The sequence below is a fragment of the Acinetobacter sp. UBA801 genome (assembly GCA_002296655.1).
GTDB lineage: Bacteria > Pseudomonadota > Gammaproteobacteria > Pseudomonadales > Moraxellaceae > Acinetobacter.
This window is the reverse complement of sequence record DBIN01000058.1, coordinates 1-19,714: the sequence shown is the minus strand read 5'-3', so window position 1 is coordinate 19,714 and position 19,714 is coordinate 1. Positions and strand designations below refer to the sequence as shown.

The 19,714-nt window shown below is 42.5% G+C and carries 15 protein-coding genes; 8 read left to right on the top strand and 7 right to left on the bottom strand.

The window, feature by feature from the left end:
* Nucleotides 1-223: 223 nt before the first annotated feature.
* Nucleotides 224-1,912 carry an AMP-binding protein gene (locus tag B2W49_RS11630; protein ID WP_291341462.1) on the bottom strand — a complete coding sequence of 563 codons (1,689 nt, stop codon included), beginning with the start codon at nt 1,910-1,912 and terminating at the stop codon, nt 224-226.
* An 84-nt stretch (nt 1,913-1,996) separates the two neighbouring features.
* Complete coding sequence (locus B2W49_RS11625) at nt 1,997-2,623, bottom strand: TetR/AcrR family transcriptional regulator (RefSeq protein ID WP_291341460.1); 627 nt, start codon at nt 2,621-2,623, stop codon at nt 1,997-1,999.
* A gap of 148 nt (nt 2,624-2,771) precedes the next feature.
* Here B2W49_RS11625 and B2W49_RS11620 point away from each other — a divergent pair, with 148 nt between their 5' ends.
* The 7 genes from B2W49_RS11620 (at nt 2,772) to B2W49_RS11590 (ending at nt 10,744) form a co-directional block, all read left to right on the top strand.
* Complete coding sequence (locus B2W49_RS11620; RefSeq protein WP_291341458.1) at nt 2,772-3,944, top strand: isovaleryl-CoA dehydrogenase; 1,173 nt, start codon at nt 2,772-2,774, stop codon at nt 3,942-3,944.
* A 15-nt stretch (nt 3,945-3,959) separates the two neighbouring features.
* Nucleotides 3,960-5,579 (top strand): carboxyl transferase domain-containing protein, encoded by a 1,620-nt coding sequence (locus B2W49_RS11615; protein WP_414630603.1) that lies wholly within the window; start codon nt 3,960-3,962, stop codon nt 5,577-5,579.
* An 11-nt stretch (nt 5,580-5,590) separates the two neighbouring features.
* Entirely contained in the window at nt 5,591-6,388 is a 798-nt protein-coding gene (locus tag B2W49_RS11610) for an enoyl-CoA hydratase/isomerase family protein (protein WP_291341454.1), read from the top strand.
* Nucleotides 6,389-6,403: 15 nt separating this feature from the next.
* The gene (locus tag B2W49_RS11605; protein WP_291341452.1) at nt 6,404-8,398 is read left to right on the top strand and encodes an acetyl/propionyl/methylcrotonyl-CoA carboxylase subunit alpha; all 1,995 of its coding nucleotides are present in this window, start codon (nt 6,404-6,406) and stop codon (nt 8,396-8,398) included.
* A complete protein-coding gene (locus B2W49_RS11600; RefSeq protein WP_291341450.1) occupies nt 8,395-9,297 on the top strand; it encodes a hydroxymethylglutaryl-CoA lyase in 903 nt (300 codons plus the stop codon). The genes B2W49_RS11605 and B2W49_RS11600 overlap by 4 nt, the downstream gene beginning before the upstream one ends.
* A 100-nt stretch (nt 9,298-9,397) precedes the next feature.
* Nucleotides 9,398-10,102, top strand: coding sequence for a CoA transferase subunit A (locus B2W49_RS11595; RefSeq protein WP_291341448.1), 705 nt, complete (start codon nt 9,398-9,400; stop codon nt 10,100-10,102).
* Nucleotides 10,103-10,105: 3 nt separating this feature from the next.
* Complete coding sequence (locus B2W49_RS11590) at nt 10,106-10,744, top strand: CoA transferase subunit B (RefSeq protein WP_291341446.1); 639 nt, start codon at nt 10,106-10,108, stop codon at nt 10,742-10,744.
* 282 nt (nt 10,745-11,026) lie between these two features.
* Here the strand turns inward: B2W49_RS11590 and B2W49_RS11585 are convergent, their stop codons facing one another.
* The 4 genes from B2W49_RS11585 to B2W49_RS11570 all read right to left on the bottom strand — a co-directional run bounded on the left by B2W49_RS11585 (nt 11,027) and on the right by B2W49_RS11570 (nt 15,690).
* Nucleotides 11,027-12,511 (bottom strand): OmpA family protein, encoded by a 1,485-nt coding sequence (locus tag B2W49_RS11585; protein WP_291341444.1) that lies wholly within the window; start codon nt 12,509-12,511, stop codon nt 11,027-11,029.
* 220 nt (nt 12,512-12,731) lie between these two features.
* Nucleotides 12,732-13,967: a dihydroorotase gene (locus tag B2W49_RS11580; RefSeq protein ID WP_291341442.1), complete on the bottom strand. Its 1,236-nt coding sequence runs from the start codon at nt 13,965-13,967 to the stop codon at nt 12,732-12,734.
* A gap of 10 nt (nt 13,968-13,977) precedes the next feature.
* Nucleotides 13,978-14,994: an aspartate carbamoyltransferase catalytic subunit gene (locus tag B2W49_RS11575; RefSeq protein WP_291341440.1), complete on the bottom strand. Its 1,017-nt coding sequence runs from the start codon at nt 14,992-14,994 to the stop codon at nt 13,978-13,980.
* Nucleotides 14,995-15,300: 306 nt separating this feature from the next.
* On the bottom strand, nt 15,301-15,690 hold the full coding sequence (locus B2W49_RS11570; protein ID WP_291341439.1) for a hypothetical protein: 390 nt from the start codon (nt 15,688-15,690) through the stop codon (nt 15,301-15,303).
* A 331-nt stretch (nt 15,691-16,021) separates the two neighbouring features.
* Here B2W49_RS11570 and rlmKL point away from each other — a divergent pair, with 331 nt between their 5' ends.
* Nucleotides 16,022-18,226, top strand: coding sequence for a bifunctional 23S rRNA (guanine(2069)-N(7))-methyltransferase RlmK/23S rRNA (guanine(2445)-N(2))-methyltransferase RlmL (rlmKL, locus tag B2W49_RS11565; RefSeq protein ID WP_291341437.1), 2,205 nt, complete (start codon nt 16,022-16,024; stop codon nt 18,224-18,226).
* A 74-nt stretch (nt 18,227-18,300) separates the two neighbouring features.
* Here the strand turns inward: rlmKL and B2W49_RS11560 are convergent, their stop codons facing one another.
* Entirely contained in the window at nt 18,301-19,584 is a 1,284-nt protein-coding gene (locus B2W49_RS11560; RefSeq protein ID WP_291341435.1) for a DUF945 family protein, read from the bottom strand.
* Nucleotides 19,585-19,714 lie beyond the last annotated feature (130 nt).

Below are 19,714 nucleotides of genomic sequence, written 5' to 3'. Positions count from 1 at the left end.
TCTTCTCGAGTCCAATCATTGCGTATAGTCATTATTTTCATCCTTGATTATCACGCATCATGCTTATACTTGGTGTCATCTTTTACCAAGCTGAGTATGCGCTATATTTTAGTGTGATTATTCCTGTATAGAGTATCCCTTTATCTCTGCGTGAGAAATAAAGGGGGTGTACTGACAAATTTAAAAGGTCGATCTTACAGCAGTGAATAGCTGAAATAATGCCTTAAGCAATTTCCTTTAAATTTAATTCTTCACGCATAAATTCACGTAATTTAAATTTCTGTGCCTTGCCTGAAGCTGTCATTGGAAATTCACTAAAGAAACGCACATAACGTGGGACTTTATTGTGTGAAATGTGTTCTGCACAGTATTGGCGAATTGCCTCTTCGGTACATTCATGGTGTTCATGTAGAATAATGCAGGCACATAGTTCTTCACCATAACGATGATCTGGCACGCCAATTACTTGTACATCGCAGACCGCATCGTGGGTATATAAGAAATCTTCAATTTCTTTCGGGAACAGGTTTTCACCGCCACGAATCACCACATCTTTAATACGACCTTTAATTTTCACAAAGCCTTCATCGTCCATTTCTGCAATGTCGCCTGTGTGCATCCAACGTGCAACATCAATGACTTCTTGGGTTTTGTCATGTTCATCCCAGTAACCCAACATGACTGAATAACCACGCACACACAATTCACCCAACTGTCCGCGCGGCACGACTTTGCCTTCTTCATCGACAATTTTTACTTCCAGATGTGGATGTACGCGCCCCACTGTACTGACACGACGTTCCACCGAATCTTCAGTCGAACTTTGTGCGCTCACCGGTGCTGTTTCGGTCATGCCATAACAAATGGTGATTTGTGACATGTGCATGCGGTCTATCACACGTTGCATAATTTCTTGCGGACACGGGCTGCCTGCCATAATGCCTGTACGCAAGCTAGATAAATCAAACTCATCAAACTGCTCATGCTCTAAAATGGCAATAAACATAGTCGGTACACCATAAGCAGCTGTACATTTTTCTTGCTGAATGGCTTTTAAGGTATCGAGTGGATTAAATACGGCTGATGGATAGACCATAGTTGAACCATGTGTGATACAGGCCAAATTACCCATCACCATGCCAAAACAGTGGAACAGCGGCACTGAAATACAAACACGGTCTTGCGGACTTAAATGAATCGCCTCACCTACAAAGTAACCATTATTTAAAATGTTATTGTGGGTCAGCATAGTGCCCTTCGGATTGCCCGTTGTGCCTGAGGTAAATTGAATATTAATGGTTTCATCGAACTGCAACTCACTGGCAATGTGTTGCAGTTTTTTTAGCATGTGTGTGGTTGGAGCGGTTAATAAATCCTGAAAACGATGCATTCCTGTATGTGCTTGATTATCAATTTTAATTACATGCTTTAAATGCGGCAAACGCTTGGAATTAAGAACTTTATTGTCTGCCTGACACAGCTCTGGGGCAATTTTGGTTAAGATGTCCTGATAGTTGGTGCTTTTAAATTCCGATGCAATCACCAAACCTTTGCAGGAAACTTTGTTAAGCACAAATTCCAGTTCATTGCTTTTATAGGCTGGGTTTAAATTTACCAAAATCACCCCTGCCTTAAAGGCTGCGAATTGAGTGATTGTCCATTCCACACAATTCGGAGACCAAATGGCAAGGCGGTCACCTTTCTTAAAACCGAGTTTTAATAAGCTACAGGCAAAGGCATTGACCTGTTGCTGCAGTTGCTTATAGGTCAGACGCACATTTTGATGCACGCTGACCAAAGCATCCTGATCTGCATATTGCTGACAAGCCTGATCAAACTTTTCACCAATAGTCATCCCTAATAAAGGCTGATTACTGGTGCCATAGGCATAACTTAACCGTACTTGTGTCATTGAATCGATCTCCTTGATTCTTTGTAATTCTGTTTTCCGTTATGACAACGATTACTTTTTGCCTGTTTTTGTGCGTTATTTTTACTATCCTCCCTGCTGTTTTCGCACTGCATTTACACAAAAGTCGGCAATTTGTTTGACAAAGTAATCTTTATAATTTTGATCAAACATCACATTGCGAGACGGGTTTAAAGGTTCAATCACTACAAATGTCATGGAGCCAACCACACCTAAAGCAGCAGTGTTTAAATCTTCAAAATCAAACTCACCATTGACTTTTCCTTCAGCCAAAATTTCCTTGATGCTCTGTTTGATCAGTTGTTTACTGCGAAAACGCTCATGTTCCATTTCTGGGTCTACAGGCTCGAACATTAACGAATACGCCAATTGGGGGCTGTTCATCGCACGCTTCACAAAAGTTGTAACAGATTTTTGCAATTTTTGTTTTGGCGTTAAATCTGACTTCGCAATGTGGTCCAAAATTTCGACCTCACGACGAATCGCATCCGATAAAACTTCAATCAGAATCTGACTTTTATTTTCAAAGTAGCGATACACCAAACCTGTAGAAACACCAGCGCGTTCTGCAATGGCTTGTATAGACGCTTCTTTAAAGCCCCCATGAGCAATAAGTTCACGAGCAGAATCTAAAATCGCGTTGCGATTTTGTTCCATACGTTCCTGCATCAATGATGATCTTTTATAACTCATATCTTATTCTCAACCAGATAAAATGAATTGTAAATCATTTTGTGAATTTTAGTTCACTTTTTTAAATTTTCGATGTATGTTAGAACCTAAGCACAACAAAAATGCTTGTTTTAGGAACAACAAATACAACCTCAGGATGAATGAATACATGCATTTACAAAGCTTAGACTTCGGTTTGGATGAAACCTTAATCGCACTGCGTGATTCAATCGCTGCTTTTTGTGCAAAGGAAATTGCACCCATTGCACAACAGATTGATCGTGATAACGAATTCCCTGCCCATTTTTGGAAAAAATTTGGCGATATGGGCTTACTTGGCTTAACCGTGAGTGAAGAATACGGCGGCACCAACTTAGGCTATTTGGCTCACATCATTGCCATGCAAGAAATTTCTCGTGCATCAGCATCCATTGGTTTGTCTTACGGTGCTCATTCTAACCTATGTGTGAACCAAATTAAGCGAAATGGGACAGAAGAACAGAAGCAACGCTATTTGCCAAAACTGATTTCAGGCGATTACGTCGGTGCTTTGGCAATGTCTGAACCAAATGCAGGCTCAGACGTAGTCAGCATGAAACTGAAAGCTGAAGATAAAGGCGATCATTACTTGCTCAATGGCTCAAAAATGTGGATTACCAATGGCGGTGATGCCGATGTTTTGGTGGTATATGCCAAAACTGATTTGCAGGCAGGTGCCAAAGGCATGACTGCTTTCTTGATTGAAAAAACCATGCCAGGTTTTAGCCACGGCAGCCATTTAGACAAACTGGGAATGCGCGGCTCGAATACCTATCCACTTTTCTTTGACAACGTCGAAGTTCCAAAAGAAAACGTTTTGGGCGGTGTGGGCAATGGTACAAAAGTGCTGATGAGTGGACTGGACTATGAACGTGCGGTTTTAAGTGCAGGACCGCTCGGCATTATGGATGCCTGCATGGACACCGTGATTCCTTATATTCATGAGCGTAAACAGTTTGGTCAGGCATTGGGTGAATTCCAACTTATGCAAGGCAAAATTGCCGATATGTATTCGACTTGGTTGGCATGTAAGGCGTTGGTTTATGCCGTAGGTGCAGAATGTGACAAAGCTGAACACAGCCGCAGTCTGCGTAAAGATGCAGCCAGTGCCATTTTATACGCTGCCGAAAAAGCCACGTGGATGGCCGGTGAAACCATTCAAACCTTAGGCGGCAATGGCTATATCAATGAGTTTCCTGCAGGACGTTTATGGCGTGATGCCAAACTCTATGAAATTGGTGCGGGTACTTCAGAAATTCGCCGTATGTTGATTGGACGTGAACTGTTTAACGAAACTGCCTAAAAATAAATCACAAAAATAGACAAGGAGGTTGGCATGAATCAATTACAGAGCAAAATTAATACTCGCAGCGATGAGTTTAAAAACAACCAAGCTGCGATGCAAAGCCTAGTCGATGACCTCAGAGAAAAAGTCCAAAAAATTGCTTTGGGTGGCGGCGAAACTGCACGCCAAAAACATTTAGACCGTGGCAAATTGCTGCCGCGTGAACGGATTGACCACCTGATTGATCCAGGTACTGCATTTATTGAAATTGGTCAGTTGGCCGCTTATCAGGTTTATCAGGATGAAGTCCCTGCTGCAGGCGTGGTAGCAGGCGTGGGGCAGGTCAATGGCGTGACCTGCATGATCATTGCCAACGATGCCACCGTGAAAGGCGGGACTTACTACCCTCTCACGGTGAAAAAGCATTTACGCGCTCAGGAAATTGCTGAGCAGAATCACCTGACCTGTATTTATCTGGTCGATTCAGGCGGTGCATATTTGCCGCTGCAAGATGAAGTCTTTCCAGACCGTGATCACTTCGGACGTATTTTCTATAATCAGGCCCGCATGTCGAGCATGGGCATTGCCCAAATTGCTGTCGTCATGGGAAGCTGTACCGCAGGCGGTGCTTATGTACCTGCCATGTCGGATGAAACCATTATTGTGCGTAATCAGGGCACGATTTTCTTGGGCGGCCCACCATTGGTTAAAGCCGCAACTGGTGAAGTGGTCAGCAGTGAAGACTTGGGTGGTGGCGATGTGCACACTCGCCTTTCAGGTGTGGCCGATCATTTGGCAGAAAATGATGAACATGCTTTGGCAATTGCCCGCAACATCGTCGCCAATTTAAATAAAAAACCAAATCCACAGCCAGAAAATGTCGAAGCGCCGTTATTTGATGCCTCTGAATTGTATGGCATTGTTCCAACAGATGCACGTAAACCATTTGATGTGCGTGAAGTGATTGCCCGCATTATCGATGGTTCACGTTTTGACGAATTTAAAGCACGCTTTGGCACCACATTAATTACAGGTTTTGCCAAACTATATGGTATGCCTATCGGGATTATTGCCAACAATGGGATTCTGTTTTCCGAATCGGCACAAAAAGGTGCACACTTTATTGAACTGTGCACCCAACGCAACATTCCCCTGTTATTTATTCAAAACATTACAGGCTTTATGGTTGGACGCCAATATGAAAATGAAGGCATTGCTAAAAATGGTGCCAAACTGGTGATGGCGGTTGCCACTGCTAATGTGCCTAAACTAACTTTGGTGATTGGCGGTTCTTTTGGTGCAGGTAACTACGGGATGTGTGGTCGTGCTTATTCACCACGCTTTATGTGGACATGGCCAAACTCACGTATTTCGGTAATGGGTGGCGAACAAGCATCGAGCGTACTCTCCACCTTAAAACGTGATCAGTTAGAAGCCAAAGGCGGCAGCTGGTCTGCAGAAGAAGAAGATCAATTCAAACAGCCGATTCGTGAACAATACGAGCGTCAGGGTCATCCATATTATGCTTCAGCACGTTTATGGGATGATGGTGTGATTGACCCAGCACAGTCACGTGAAGTCCTGGCATTAAGTTTAGCCGCTGCCCTCAATGCACCTATTCAACCGACCAAATTTGGCGTGTTCCGCATGTAAGAGGTGACAAAATGGATTATCAATTTTTACAACTCGAACAGCACAACCAAGTGGCTACGGTTTGGATTAATCGTGCGGAATTGCATAACGCTTTCAATACGCAGGTGATTGAAGAATTACACGCCTGCTTTCAAGCCCTCAATACCCGCGATGATATTCGAGTGGTGATTTTGGCAGGGCGCGGCAAAAGTTTCTCTGCAGGCGCAGATTTAAACTGGATGAAACAAGCAGGTCAAGCTTCTGCAACAGAAAATCAAGCTGATGCCTTGAAACTGGCGAAAATGCTGCAAAGTTTAGCGACTTTAAAGCAACCGACTATTGCCCGTGTACATGGCATTGCTTTTGGTGGCGGTATGGGTTTGGCCTCTGCCTGTGATATTTGCGTTGCTAGCACCGATGCCAAATTTGCGACTTCTGAAGTACGTTTAGGACTAGCCCCTTCGACTATTAGCCCTTATGTCATTCGTGCGATTGGTGCACGTCAGGCATCACGTTACTTTTTAACGGCAGAACGAATTTATGCAGAACAGGCACACGCTATTGGTCTGGCACATGAAGTAACCACACCGGAACAGCTCGATAGCAAAATTGATGAGATTGTACAGGCCTTATTACTGGGTGGCCCAGAAGCGCAACATGCTTCTAAACAACTGATTCAGATGGTCAATTATCAAGTTTTAACTGAAGATTTACTCCAACAAACTGCACAGCATATTGCACATGTTCGCCAAGGAGATGAGGCGAAAAATGGCTTAAATGCATTTTTGAATAAACAAAGCCCGGCTTGGATCAAGACCACGGCAGAATAAAAGAAGGATCGCACGATGTTTGAAAAGATTTTAATTGCCAACCGTGGTGAAATTGCCTGCCGTGTAATTCGTACCGCAAAAAAACTCGGGATTGCGACTGTTGCGGTGTATTCAGATGCCGATGCACAATCACAGCATGTCAAACTCGCAGATGAAGCCATTTATATTGGTGAATCACTTGCGGCACAAAGTTATTTGCAAGTTGAACGTATTATTCAGGCAGCCAAAAGTACTGGGGCGCAAGCCATACACCCGGGTTATGGTTTCTTATCTGAAAATGACCAGTTCGCACTAGCCTGTAAAGACAACAATATTGTTTTTATTGGCCCACCAGTTGAAGCCATTTTGGCAATGGGTCTAAAGGCGACCTCTAAGGCTCTGATGGAAAAAGCTGGTGTGCCACTAACTCCGGGCTATCATGGCAGCAATCAAGATGCAGCATTCTTAAAACAACAAGCCGACAGCATTGGTTATCCTGTGCTCATTAAAGCCAGTGCAGGCGGTGGTGGTAAAGGCATGCGCTTGGTAGAACGCAGTGAAGACTTTCTCAGCTCGCTGGCTTCATGTAAGAGTGAAGCACGCTCTAGCTTTGGCAATGAAGATGTGCTGATTGAACGCTATGTGATTCAACCACGTCATATTGAAGTACAGGTTTTTGGAGATACTCACGGCAACTACGTGCATTTATTTGAACGTGATTGCTCGGTGCAGCGTCGTCACCAAAAAGTGCTTGAAGAAGCACCAGCACCAAAAATGCCAGCACATAAACTCGAAACCATGCGCCAAGCCGCGATTGATGCCGCGCGTGCCGTAAATTACGTGGGCGCAGGTACGGTAGAGTTTATTGTCGAGCAAGACGGTACCGCTTATTTCATGGAAATGAATACCCGCTTGCAAGTAGAACACCCAGTCACAGAAATGATTACAGGACAAGACTTGGTCGAGTGGCAATTACGGGTTGCCTTTGGTGAGACCTTGCCAAAACAGCAACATGAATTGCAAATTCACGGCCATGCCCTTGAAGCACGTGTGTATGCCGAAGAACCAGAAAAGGGCTTTATTCCTGCCATTGGTCAAATCAGCTATCTACATTATCCAGAGCAAAATGACGCAGTACGTGTCGATAGCGGAATTGTCGAAGGCGATGAAATCAGCACCTACTATGACCCAATGATTGCCAAACTGATTGTTTGGGGTAAAAACCGTGATGCGGCATTAACCCAAATGCACCATGCTTTAACTCAGTTCCATGTCGAGGGTTTAGCTAACAATATTGCATTCTTGGATCGTTTAGTACTGTGTGACTCCTTTAAAAATGCCAATTTGGATACCGGGCTTATTCAACGTGAGGAAGCATTCTTACTTAATTCAAAACCTGAAGTCGCTACTGAAACCGTCGTTGCAGCTGCGTTAATTGATGTGCTTTCTCGTATTCAGAGAAACAAAGCGGCAAACAACGCGGTTTGGCAAAAAGATCTCTTCTGGCGCTTAAATCAGAGAAATGTCCACACAGTGCAATTACAATACAATAGCCAAACATTCAAAATCCATTTAAAACCATGCACTTCTGGTTTTGAAGCACACTTCAATGGGCAAACGCTGAGCGTTAAAGGCGAGCTTTTAGATGCACATCGTCTCCAGCTTTGCATTAATGGTCAGCAGCAAAAAATAGCATTTAACCAACATGCCCAAGGCATCACCCTATTCCAAAATGGTCAGCGTCATCTGTTTAACTATGTGCAATCAAACTTTAACAGCGATGATCACCAAGACAATGCCAACAACCTGACTGCACCTATGCCAGGTGTGATCACCCAAGTCTTGGTGGCAGCCAATGCCCGCGTGAAAAAAGATGATGTGCTGATGACACTGGAAGCCATGAAAATTGAATATTCAATTCGTGCACCTTTCGATGGCATTGTGGCAAGTTCGTACTTCCAAGCGGGCGATCAGGTCAAAGCAGGTGATGAACTGGTTGAATTTGAAGCCTTGACGGAGGAAGTTGCATGACTGAATTTGTCAAAATTGTAGAAGTTGGCCCGCGAGATGGTCTACAAAATGAGAAAACACCACTCACTTTGGCAGACCGTAAAAACTTGATTCTGGATTTAATGCAAACAGGTTTAAGCAGCATTGAGGTCGGTTCTTGCGTATCGGCCAAATGGGTGCCGCAAATGGCAGACAGCGATGTGCTGTTTGCCAACCTGCCACAAGATCCCAATATTCAATTCAGTTTATTGACCCCAAACTTAAAAGGTTTTAAATCAGCTTTGGCGGTAGGTTGCAAAGAAGTTGCTGTGTTTACCGCAGCTTCTGAAAGTTTTACCCGAAAAAACATCAACTGCTCAATTGAGGAAAGTCTGGAAAAGTTTAGTGAGGTCATGCGTCAAGCTAAAGCGCACAGCATTCGCGTGCGTGGTTATGTTTCTTGTATGGTGGACTGTCCTTATGAAGGTGCGATTGACCCGAAACAAGTCGCAAAAGTCACACAGCAATTATTAGACATGGGCTGCTATGAAGTGTCTTTGGGTGAAACCATTGGTACAGCAACCCCTGACCGTGTGAAAAAAGTTTGGGATGCATGTTTAGCACAGGTTGATGCCAAAGTTTTAGCAGGTCATTTCCACAATACTTATGGTATGGCGATTGCCAATATTTATCAGTCGCTCTTGCAAGGTATTCGTGTATTTGATTCATCTATTGCTGGTTTGGGTGGCTGTCCGTATGCCAAAGGTGCATCGGGCAATGTATCTACCGAAGACCTCTACTATTTACTGTCTAAAATGGGTTTTGAAACAGGTGTGCAGTTAGACGCGTTAATGCAAGCCAGTCGCAACATCAGTAATATCTTACAGCGCGATAATCCATCTAACTATGCCAATGCGTATTGGCAAAAGGTCTGTGCTTAAAACCGATTTCATCCTCAATAGCTTTGAAACATAATCGACAAGTATGCAACAACATAACATGGCAAGTGAATGCCGTGCAGAGAATAAATAGAGGTTATAAATGTCCAATAAAGTACATGACAGCGCACAAGCTGCATTAAATGGTTTGGTTCAAGATGGGCACACCTTGGCGGTGGGTGGTTTTGGATTATGCGGTATTCCAGAAGCCTTGATTGCTGCATTAAAAGATACAGGCGTCAAACAACTGACTTGTATTTCCAACAACGCAGGGGTCGATGGGTTTGGCTTAGGCTTATTGCTAGAAACCAAACAAATTAAAAAAATGATTTCATCTTATGTTGGTGAAAATAAAGAATTTGAACGCCAGTTTTTAAGCGGCGAACTGGAAGTTGAACTCACTCCGCAAGGCACACTTGCAGAAAAACTACGCGCAGGTGGTGCGGGTATTCCTGCATTTTTCACCCCAACAGGTGTAGGTACTGTTATTGCAGAAGGTAAAGAAGTCCGTGAATTTAACGGCAAAGATTATATTTTAGAAGAATCTTTGACTGCAGATGTCGCTTTGGTCAAAGCCTACAAATCAGATAAAGCAGGTAATCTTGTTTTCCGTAAAACAGCACAAAATTTTAATCCTGTCTGTGCTATGGCAGGCAAAATCACCATTGCGGAAGTTGAACAAATTGTTGAAATTGGTGATTTAGACCCAGACGAGATTCACTTACCCGGTATTTATGTGAACCGCATTGTCCTCAATGCAAGCCCAGAAAAACGTATTGAACAAATGACTTTAAAGGCGGAGGCTTAAGACATGGCTTGGACGCGTAATCAAATGGCGCAGCGCGCTGCACAAGAATTAGAAGATGGCTTTTATGTCAATTTAGGCATTGGCTTGCCAACACTGGTGGCCAATTATATTTCTGAACAGATCAATGTTTGGTTGCAGTCTGAAAATGGCTTACTTGGCATTGGTGAATTTCCGACTGCCGACACTGTAGATGCAGATCTAATCAATGCAGGCAAACAAACTGTGACGGCACGTAAAGGGGCAGCTTTTTTTTCCAGTGCAGATTCCTTTGCCATGATTCGTGGCGGGCATATCAATATTGCTATTTTAGGGGCAATGGAAGTTTCTGAACAAGGTGATCTTGCCAACTGGATGATTCCTGGCAAGAAAGTTAAAGGCATGGGCGGTGCAATGGATTTGGTTGCAGGCGTACAAAAAGTCGTGGTGCTGATGGAACATTGTGCAAAAGATGGTACGCCTAAAATTGTATCACAGTGCAGTTTGCCACTTACGGGCAAAGCGGTGGTGCATCGTATCATTAGCGACTTAGGCGTACTGGATATTACCCCACAAGGTATCAAGTTGATTGAACTTGCACCCGATGTCAGTTTTGATGAAATTCAAAAAGTCACAGGTGTTGTCCTACAAAAAGCCGCAGCTTGATGAGTTTATTTCAATTCAAACCCCTCTTCTTTGCAGGTTTTAATACACAGCTTTAAACTTAATACAAGGGAGAGGGTTTATTTTGCCTTACATGCTTTTTCACTTAACCCATTAAATAATCCACTGATTTATGAAGCCATTCTGTTAAACTCATGATCATCTAAAAATCATCTTTCCATTTCGATATTTGTATGATGCTTCGGGATTGACTAGCAATAAAAAAACCCTCGTGTGTAAAGTGAGGGCTCCGTAAATGTTTCATCCTGCAAAAAATTAACCTGTTTAAGATTGAGGCACCTTTTGCTCTATCACGCCTGCATCTTCCACACTACGCACTGTGCCTGTATCTACATTCAAGACTTCGAACTCAATACGGCGGTTTTTAAATTGGCCTTCCGGTGTTGCATTTGCCGCAATCGGCTGCTCTGAACCAAAACCAATGGCTTGCAACTGACCTGGGTTTACACCACGTGATACCAAATAATCGACCACTGCTTGCGCACGTTGTTGTGACAATGTCTTGTTGGCATTGGCATCACCTACGGCATCGGTATGCCCTTTCACGGTTAATCGAACTTGTGGCGCACGCTGCATCAATACCGCAGCCTGATCTAAAATAGATTTATTGGCTTCTGGAATTTCAGTCGATGCAGAATCAAAATTAATGATTTGAATATTGAGTGCTGTCGCAACATCTAACGCGCGGATATTGTCAGGATTAATTGTAGCCAAGGCCTTCTCGGCATTGCTAATACTGCTGGTTACAGCCTGATTGACGTCGGTTACTGTGGTTTCTGCAGGTTGCTGAGTCACTACAGTCATGTTTTTAGCCATTGGACGAATTTGACTGGCTAAACGCTCTGCATCGGTAGGATTCGCTGCTTGAATAGACAGTTGATTGCCCACCCAATTTAAATTGACATTCGGTACACCTTTCAACATTTTTAAAACACTTGGAATCACATCTTGATCAATAAATTCTGAATGATAGTTGGCATAATTTTCTGCACCACAACCTGTCGGATGATTAAAAATTTGCTTCACTTCATTTTGTAGAATGTCCATATAGCTTGGATTATTCAACAAAATTTGACAGGTCACCAAATTACCATCACTGCCCGTACTAACTTGTAACATTGCAGGCTGATTAGCTGCCACCTGGGTCTGCGCAGTTGCCGGCGCCTGGTTGCGGTCACTACATGCTCGGAATAAAAATGCCAATAAACCAATTAAAATAATTAAAGCTAAAATTGGCAATAACCACGAACGGCGTTCTTCAACGGGCTTAGTCACAATGACTTCAGGTGCTTGATGTACGGTTTGTCCCACAGCATTATTTACCCCCAATGCAGCCAATAATGCTGTTGCCCATTGTGGTAAAGCCGCCTGAATTGAATCTAAATTATTTTGCAATAAATGTTGAATCGCAACTGGGTCTGATGAGCCTGCCTGATTTTCAAGAAAGTTTAAGCTAGGTGCAATTGAACGATTCAGTGTATTTTCAATTTCGACTTGTGGTGCTGTGCCACTCACCATATCCATAAACTGCTGTTTTAAAGACAAGTTTGAACCAAAGACATCGCCCACACGAGGGTTAAGCTGTCGATGCAAATTATCAATTAATTCAGGACGTGAATTTAAAATAGACAGTAAAATAGGATAAAAGCTATTCAGTGCCTGATTTTTTTCAAGTAAATGCTGAGTTTCCCCTTCTAATACAATAGATGAGACACTTTGTTTGAGTAGGTCAATAAAATCTGTTTGCATATACAGCCCTCTTTTTTGTCTTTGTTTTCAATTTTTTTTTAGTGTATATGCTTAAAATTTAAACAAATGTAATAAATTGTGGTGTTTTGATTTTGTTATGAAATTTGCGTCAACGGAGTGTTGGCTTTCTATTTTCAATCACATAAAAAAAAGCCAGCCGAAGCTGACTTTAACTAATACTAAATATGAAAGACGAAACTCAAATATCAAGAGGCATAAATTAAGCAGTAAAAATGCGTAATGCTTTGCCTTTCACCGCTTGGTTAATTAAAGGCGTATTTTTGCCTTGCGACACAATCGTTTCTTTGTTCAGCGTCCATTCCACTTCTGGGTCAACCAAGACCCAACCCGCTTCCTGTTCCCAACGACTTTGCATTTTTGCCACACGCGCAGGTGCAAGTGTTACTTTTTCTACCCACTCCAATGGACTGAACAGACCTTCCTGAATCAGTTGAATCCCAAATGGAATATAAGTATCAAACGCAGTAAAACCTGACAAGGTATCTGCAAACGGTGCCATTTTTGCAGAGCTGTTTAAAGGCTCGTGATGAGTACAAATCGCATCAATCACACCATTTTTTACACCTTGACGTAGCAAAGCTTTGTCTTCTTCAGAGCGCAGTGGCGGACGCACGTGCGCTAAGGAGTTAAAACCATCAATTATTTGATCGGTTAAATGCAATTGATGCATCGCCACATCACAAGTAACAGGCAGACCTTTGGCTTTGGCTTGTTGAATCAACTCAACTGAGGCACCACAAGACAATAAGCCAAAATGCGCACGTACACCTGTAGCTTCAATCATTAACAAATATTTAGCAATCGCTACGGTTTCAGCCAAAGTAGGAATCATGGGCAAGCCTTGACGCGAAGCAATAAAACCTTCATGCACACAGCCATCTTTGGCAATTTGCGGTTCTTCAGCATAGAACACCACGGTCATGTCTAAACCCGCTGCATATTCCAAAGTACGAATCACCACATCATCATCTTCAAAAGGTGCATTGGCATTGGACACTGCACTACAACCGCCTTTTTTCAGTCCCGCCATATTGGCAGGCTGTTTGCCGTTTAAACCTTGAGTTTGTGCACCAATCACTTCTAAATAAATACCACTATCCAACTTGGCTTTTTCTACTAAACCATGAATGAGTGCACCGTTGTCTTGCACGATCGGTTTAGAATCAGGTGGGGTAAATAAGTGCAGAATTCCGTTTTCACGTGCTGCCTTGCCTTCTGATTTGAGCGTGCCGTGCTGCTGTTGACCTGGTTCACGTAAACGTGCACACAAATCCACCATGGTTGGCATGAGCCATTGACCTTGGGCATCAATACTTTCGCTAATCTCAGCACTTTCTGCAACAAACTTGCCATTTTTAAGATATACCGTTTGCACGCGGTCAATTTGCTGGATTGGGTCAAGCACACGTACATTTTCAATTTTTACAATCGCCATGACTTTTTCCTTATACCGCAATCGCGTCAATCAAACCTTGTTCTTGCAATTGACCTTGCATCGCCAAAGCCAATACCGCCATACGCACCGCAATACCGTTGGTTACTTGATTTAAAATTACCGATTGAGGGCCATCGGCAATGCTCGAATCAATTTCGACACCACGGTTCATTGGCCCAGGATGCATCACAATACAGTTTGGTTTGGCAAGTGCCAGACGCTCTTTGTTTAAACCATACATTTTGTAAAATTCAGCTTGTGAGGCAAGTGCAGGCGAATCAATACGTTCATTCTGAATACGCAGGGTGATAATCACGTCGCAGTCTTTTATGCCTTCTTCCATTTTGTTAAATAAACGCACGCCTGCTCCATATTCATCAAAACCGTACGGCAACAAGGTGTTCGGTGCAATCACACGAATGTCTTTACAGCCCAGTGTTTGCAAGGCCGCCACATCGGAACGCGCCACACGTGAATGTTTAATATCACCAATAATGGCCACGCTTAATTCTTCATAAGGTCGTTGGGTTTCACGGCGGATGGTCAACATATCCAACATGGCTTGAGTCGGATGCGCATGACGGCCATCGCCTGCATTAATAATCGCAACATTTGGGCAAACTGTTTTGGCAATAAAATGTGCAGCACCTGAAGATGAATGGCGTACCACAAAAATGTCGGCAGCCATCGCCTCTAAGTTCCATAAAGTGTCACGCAAAGTTTCACCTTTAGAGGTACTTGAACGGGCAATATCAATATTGAGTACATTGGCAGAAAGACGCTTGGCTGCGGCTTCAAATGTGGTGCGGGTACGGGTAGAGTTTTCGAAGAACAAATTCATCACCGTGCGCCCTTCCAGCAAATTATTAGTGATCAGTTGGTTTTGTTCATTGAAAAAGGACTGTGCTGTGTCCAAAATTTGGGTGAGGGTTTCTTTGGAAAGACCTTCGATGGTTAAAAAGTGTTTTAAATGCCCATCTTTATTCAATTGAATCTGGCTCGGAGTATGCAATGCCGCCAAATGCATGAGAGATTCCTTATACGTTAAGTTAACGCATTATACAGAAATTGATTTGGCAAAGCAGTGCAAGTTGGCATGATTTATTCAAAAGAAACTTATGATTTTAAAAATTAAGTCATGCAGAATCATTTACACTTTCTTTCATGCTTAATACTCTACAAAACGATGTGAAAGGATGGTACGTATATTTAACTACACTGCTACCCAATCATATTGATATGAGCTTGATAAACATCTGCTTGATCAATCTTCGCCTACAACAACCTACACAACATTAAGGCTGTGTAGGCAAAACCCGTACTATTCCCCCACTTAACGCAATGCACCAATATAATGATGCGACACCTGCGCCTGATAAATTTCTTCAGCTGTCGGTTCAGTCAAGTCATCTATATTTTCCATATTTTCTACTGCAACCAATTGCTGCGCTGCTGTCTGCTGCGGCGTTATTTCTGCGTCAGCATCCATTAGGTCACCTAATATGCTGTTTAAGCGCACGGCATAACGGCACAATTCGTCATCGTGTGTGGCGAGCGCCAATTGCAGCACAGCACGTGCATAGTCTGAATTTTCCACCAGATACATGACATCAATCACACGCCCACTAACCCGTCTTAATCGCGTATAAATTAAAGTGGCAACTGAAAAAATCTCGTTATTTACTGTTAAAGGATGTGCCGTGGTTAAAGTAGCTGTGGTCATTTAAATATTCCCCTTATAGTTTCATTGTTGTTTTGCAGTGTTTGATGCTTATCTGCAAAATATTCACCATCACAACAAAGCATGAGCAAAATACATACCAATCATGTGAATATTCAGGTTTTTATTTTTCCGCAATACAATCACTCAAAATTTGTTGGGGGATGTCTCTACATCCTCATTGCATTTCAGAAAAATAAAAACATTAAAAAATGCACTGAAGCCCATCAAACCAAGACCTTTAAAATTCTGCGCGATACACGCTAAATCACTAAGTTTTCTAGCACAAAATACGGTAAAATAGCCGATTGCTGAATTGCTTTTGGAAATTTTCATGAATTCGAAACCCCGTCTTTCTACATATTGGGTCACCTGTGCAGATGGACTTGAAACCTTATTGCAAGAAGAAATGCAAGGTTTAGGTATTCAAAATATCGAACGTTTACCGGGTCGTTTAATTTTCAAAGGCACACTCGAAAATGCCTATCGTGTCTGCATGTGGTCACGTTTAGCCTCACGTGTCCTTGCGCCAATTCACACACACGAAATTGAATTCAGTCACGACGCGCGCGATGTAGCCGAAGAGCTTTATGAAGGTGCGCTTAGCTTTGACTGGTCACTCATTTTTGCCCCACAAAGTACGTTTGCAGTGCGTTTACATATCGAACGGGACATCAAAGTAAATAGCCAGTTTGCAACCTTGCGCGTTAAAGATGGTGTGGTCGATTCATTTATGGACGCAGTGGGCAAACGTCCAAGCATTGACATCAAGCAGCCAGAAATTACCTTATACGTGTTGGCAGGCAAAAAAGAACATACATATTGCCTAGATTTATCAGGCGATTCATTGCATAAGCGCGGCTATCGTCGTTTTATGACCGATGCTCCAATTAAAGAAAACCTTGCTGCGGCAATTCTGCAAAAAGGTCAATTAGAACAAATTCAACCCGACATTATTTTAGACCCTATGTGTGGTTCGGGTACGTTTATTATTGAAGCATTGATGATGCTGACTGACCGTGCGCCAGGTCTAGTACGTCGTTTTGGTTTTAATGGTTGGCAAGGCCATGACCATGAATTATGGATGAGTATTAAAGCAGAAGCGGCAGAACGCCACCAAACTGCATTACAACAACCATTGCCAAAATTCTATGCTTTCGATGCCGACTGGGAAGCAGTCAAAGCCACCAAGCAAAATATTATTGCGGCAGGTTTTGAAAGTCTGCTCGATCAGATTCAAATTGAAGAGCGTACTTTGGCTGACTGGCCAGACTTTCAATCCGAAGACAAAAAAGCCTTTATTGTAACCAACCCGCCTTACGGTGAGCGTTTGGGCGATAAAGCCTCGAACCGTGCCTTATATTTGGGCCTGTCTGCCCTCTTACAAAAACATTTCCCAAATCAAAAAGCAGCCGTTATTGCAGCCCAAGTTGAACAAGCCGATGTGTTGGCTTTCAATGACCCGCAAATTTTACGCTTGATGAACGGCAAACTGCCAATTTATGTTCGTTTTGGTACGATCAAACCTGCAACAGTCGCACGTCCATTCTTAGCTGACTGGCAACCTCAGCAATTTGAACCGATTGAAGGTGCGGAAGATTTCACCAACCGTTTGCAAAAAAACACACAAAGCTTGAAAAAATGGGCGGTGAAAGAAAATGTGCATTGTCTGCGTTTATACGATGCCGACTTACCTGACTTTAATGTCGCAGTCGATTTATACGGCGATCGTTTGCACGTGCAGGAATATGCACCACCGAAAAAAATTGATCCTGAAAAAGCCAAAAAGCGTTTTAATCTCGCCTTACAAGCCATTCGTGCCGTTACAGGTTTAGGGCGTGATGCTGTATTTATTAAAACCCGTGCTCGTCAGGAGGGTAAAAACCAGTACACCAAACAAAGTACAGCCTCGAAGCGTTTTATTGTGCAAGAAGGTCAGGCTAAAATTTTGGTCAACCTCACCGACTACCTTGATACAGGCTTGTTCCTTGACCATCGTCAAATGCGTTTACGCATTGCCAAAGAAGCACGTGGCAAGCACTTCCTGAATTTATACAGTTATACCTCAACTGCAAGTTTGCATGCCGCGCTTGGCGGTGCACTAAGTACCACTAGTGTTGATTTGTCCAATACTTATTTGAATTGGTCTAAAGAAAACTTTGTATTGAATGGTTTAACGGTTGAACATTCCGATGAACAACATCAATTCTTTGCCAGTGATTGTTTTGAATGGCTCAAAGAAGGTCATGAACAGTATGATCTGATCTTTATTGACCCACCAACTTTCTCAAACTCTAAAAAGTTCTATGGAACGTTTGACGTACAACGCGACCACGTTTCTTTAATTAAACGTGCAATGAACCGCTTAACCACAGGCGGTACGCTGTACTTCTCTAACAACTACCGTGGTTTTGAAATGGATGAAGAAATTGAAGCCATGTTTGATGTGCAAGAAATTAGTCATGAAACCATTGGTCCAGATTTCAAACGTAACACTAAAATCCACCGTGCTTGGAAAATTCAGCACCCGCCTGTTTAAATAAACGGCATGGTAATACATCACAGCCTGTTCAATTGAATGGGCTGTGTTTTTATCGTAGATCAATATTTAGATTATTGACCAGTTAAGAACTTTTTTTCACCATATTGATAATGCATTGAAAGTTTAAATTCATCACCATCACGCTGAATTTGATGATTGCTTTGCATCGCACTGAGTATCTGTTCCAACTCTTGATCAGACATGCTTTTACCTGCAGCATTCAAATAATTATTCATAATGGTTTTGACCACTTGCTTGTTAAAGCTCACATCGGTTTGCACTTCTACCAAACTTGGGAACATTTTCGCCAAGCCTTCTACAGTGGTTTGATGCCCTGGCATCACTTTACCAACCAAATCTGCCCGAATACTGCCTGTGCCTAATTTCAACTGATTCTTCTTGGATTCAAACTGAAAACCCTCATTAATCACAGCCAATAAGGCTTGTTGAACTTCTTTCCCAAAGTTTTCTGCTTCTAAGCAGGAATTACTTTGTTTTTGAATAATATCAAAGAAGGTCTGCATTTTTGTGCGTTGCAAATCTTTAACATCCCAATTGAACTGCAAATCTTGGATTGCGGGCACATTGTCTAAACCTAATTCAGCAATTTTGAATTTTGATTGAATATCAACCGTACGCTCATGCAGTTGAGTATCCATACGCCAACTGAAGTCTTTCATTTTGCCTGAACCCACTGCTTTTGAGTCCTGACGCTGCATTTCTGCGATACTGAATTGGAAATAGCCAGGCTCTAAAGACTGCCCATACAAAGACTGATTGGTTTTAAACTGCATGCCTTTTACTTGAAGATGCCCAAATTGATCTCGTACCGTCAATTGAGGCACATCAAAAATCATATTTACAATTTTCTGCTGCCCTTGACTTTGTTTCGCCTGAAACTCAATCTGTATAGGAGAAAATTTAGCTTCAAGTCCTGCTTCTTTTTTCTCTATAGCAGGTATGCTCAATTTTGTGGTCGACACGCCCAACCAATTCACTTGCGTGGTCACATTTAAAGGCTGTTGAAAGAACTCGGAAAATTGTCCCTGCCCTTGTTCCAGATTCATTTTAGAATCAATTTGGTACCCTTTCCATGTCCGCTGAATTTGATCTTGTCCTTGAAACACCAATTTTTCTTTGGCATTACATGGGTCTAAAATAATGGTCATTTTCCATTTGGCAGTACCTGTTAAAGTCCCCAGGTCGTAGTCTGTATATTGCACGCTAATATTGGGTGAAGGATTTAAATTTTGTTGATAATGTTCACGCAGATTCTTATCTGCATATAAATTTCCCGCAGCGGCAGCTCCTGCTAACACAGCAACACCCATTCCACCCCACACTATTTTTGACATAGATTTTGCTCAAAATTTATCTATTTTTATTGAACAAAAATTATAATAGGACTTACGCACTATCATTTATAGATTCTCTGTGGTAGCAGATGATTTTTATCGAGAATAAAGTCATCAATGAAGTCTTTGA

Coding starts and splice junctions, on each gene's coding strand:
- B2W49_RS11630 (WP_291341462.1), bottom strand. CDS start 1,912: ATGACACAAGTACGGTTAAGTTATGCCTATGGCACCAGTAATCAGCCT.
- B2W49_RS11625 (WP_291341460.1), bottom strand. CDS start 2,623: ATGAGTTATAAAAGATCATCATTGATGCAGGAACGTATGGAACAAAAT.
- B2W49_RS11620 (WP_291341458.1), top strand. CDS start 2,772: ATGCATTTACAAAGCTTAGACTTCGGTTTGGATGAAACCTTAATCGCA.
- B2W49_RS11610 (WP_291341454.1), top strand. CDS start 5,591: ATGGATTATCAATTTTTACAACTCGAACAGCACAACCAAGTGGCTACG.
- B2W49_RS11605 (WP_291341452.1), top strand. CDS start 6,404: ATGTTTGAAAAGATTTTAATTGCCAACCGTGGTGAAATTGCCTGCCGT.
- B2W49_RS11600 (WP_291341450.1), top strand. CDS start 8,395: ATGACTGAATTTGTCAAAATTGTAGAAGTTGGCCCGCGAGATGGTCTA.
- B2W49_RS11595 (WP_291341448.1), top strand. CDS start 9,398: ATGTCCAATAAAGTACATGACAGCGCACAAGCTGCATTAAATGGTTTG.
- B2W49_RS11590 (WP_291341446.1), top strand. CDS start 10,106: ATGGCTTGGACGCGTAATCAAATGGCGCAGCGCGCTGCACAAGAATTA.
- B2W49_RS11585 (WP_291341444.1), bottom strand. CDS start 12,511: ATGCAAACAGATTTTATTGACCTACTCAAACAAAGTGTCTCATCTATT.
- B2W49_RS11580 (WP_291341442.1), bottom strand. CDS start 13,967: ATGGCGATTGTAAAAATTGAAAATGTACGTGTGCTTGACCCAATCCAG.
- B2W49_RS11575 (WP_291341440.1), bottom strand. CDS start 14,994: ATGCATTTGGCGGCATTGCATACTCCGAGCCAGATTCAATTGAATAAA.
- B2W49_RS11570 (WP_291341439.1), bottom strand. CDS start 15,690: ATGACCACAGCTACTTTAACCACGGCACATCCTTTAACAGTAAATAAC.
- rlmKL (WP_291341437.1), top strand. CDS start 16,022: ATGAATTCGAAACCCCGTCTTTCTACATATTGGGTCACCTGTGCAGAT.
- B2W49_RS11560 (WP_291341435.1), bottom strand. CDS start 19,584: ATGTCAAAAATAGTGTGGGGTGGAATGGGTGTTGCTGTGTTAGCAGGA.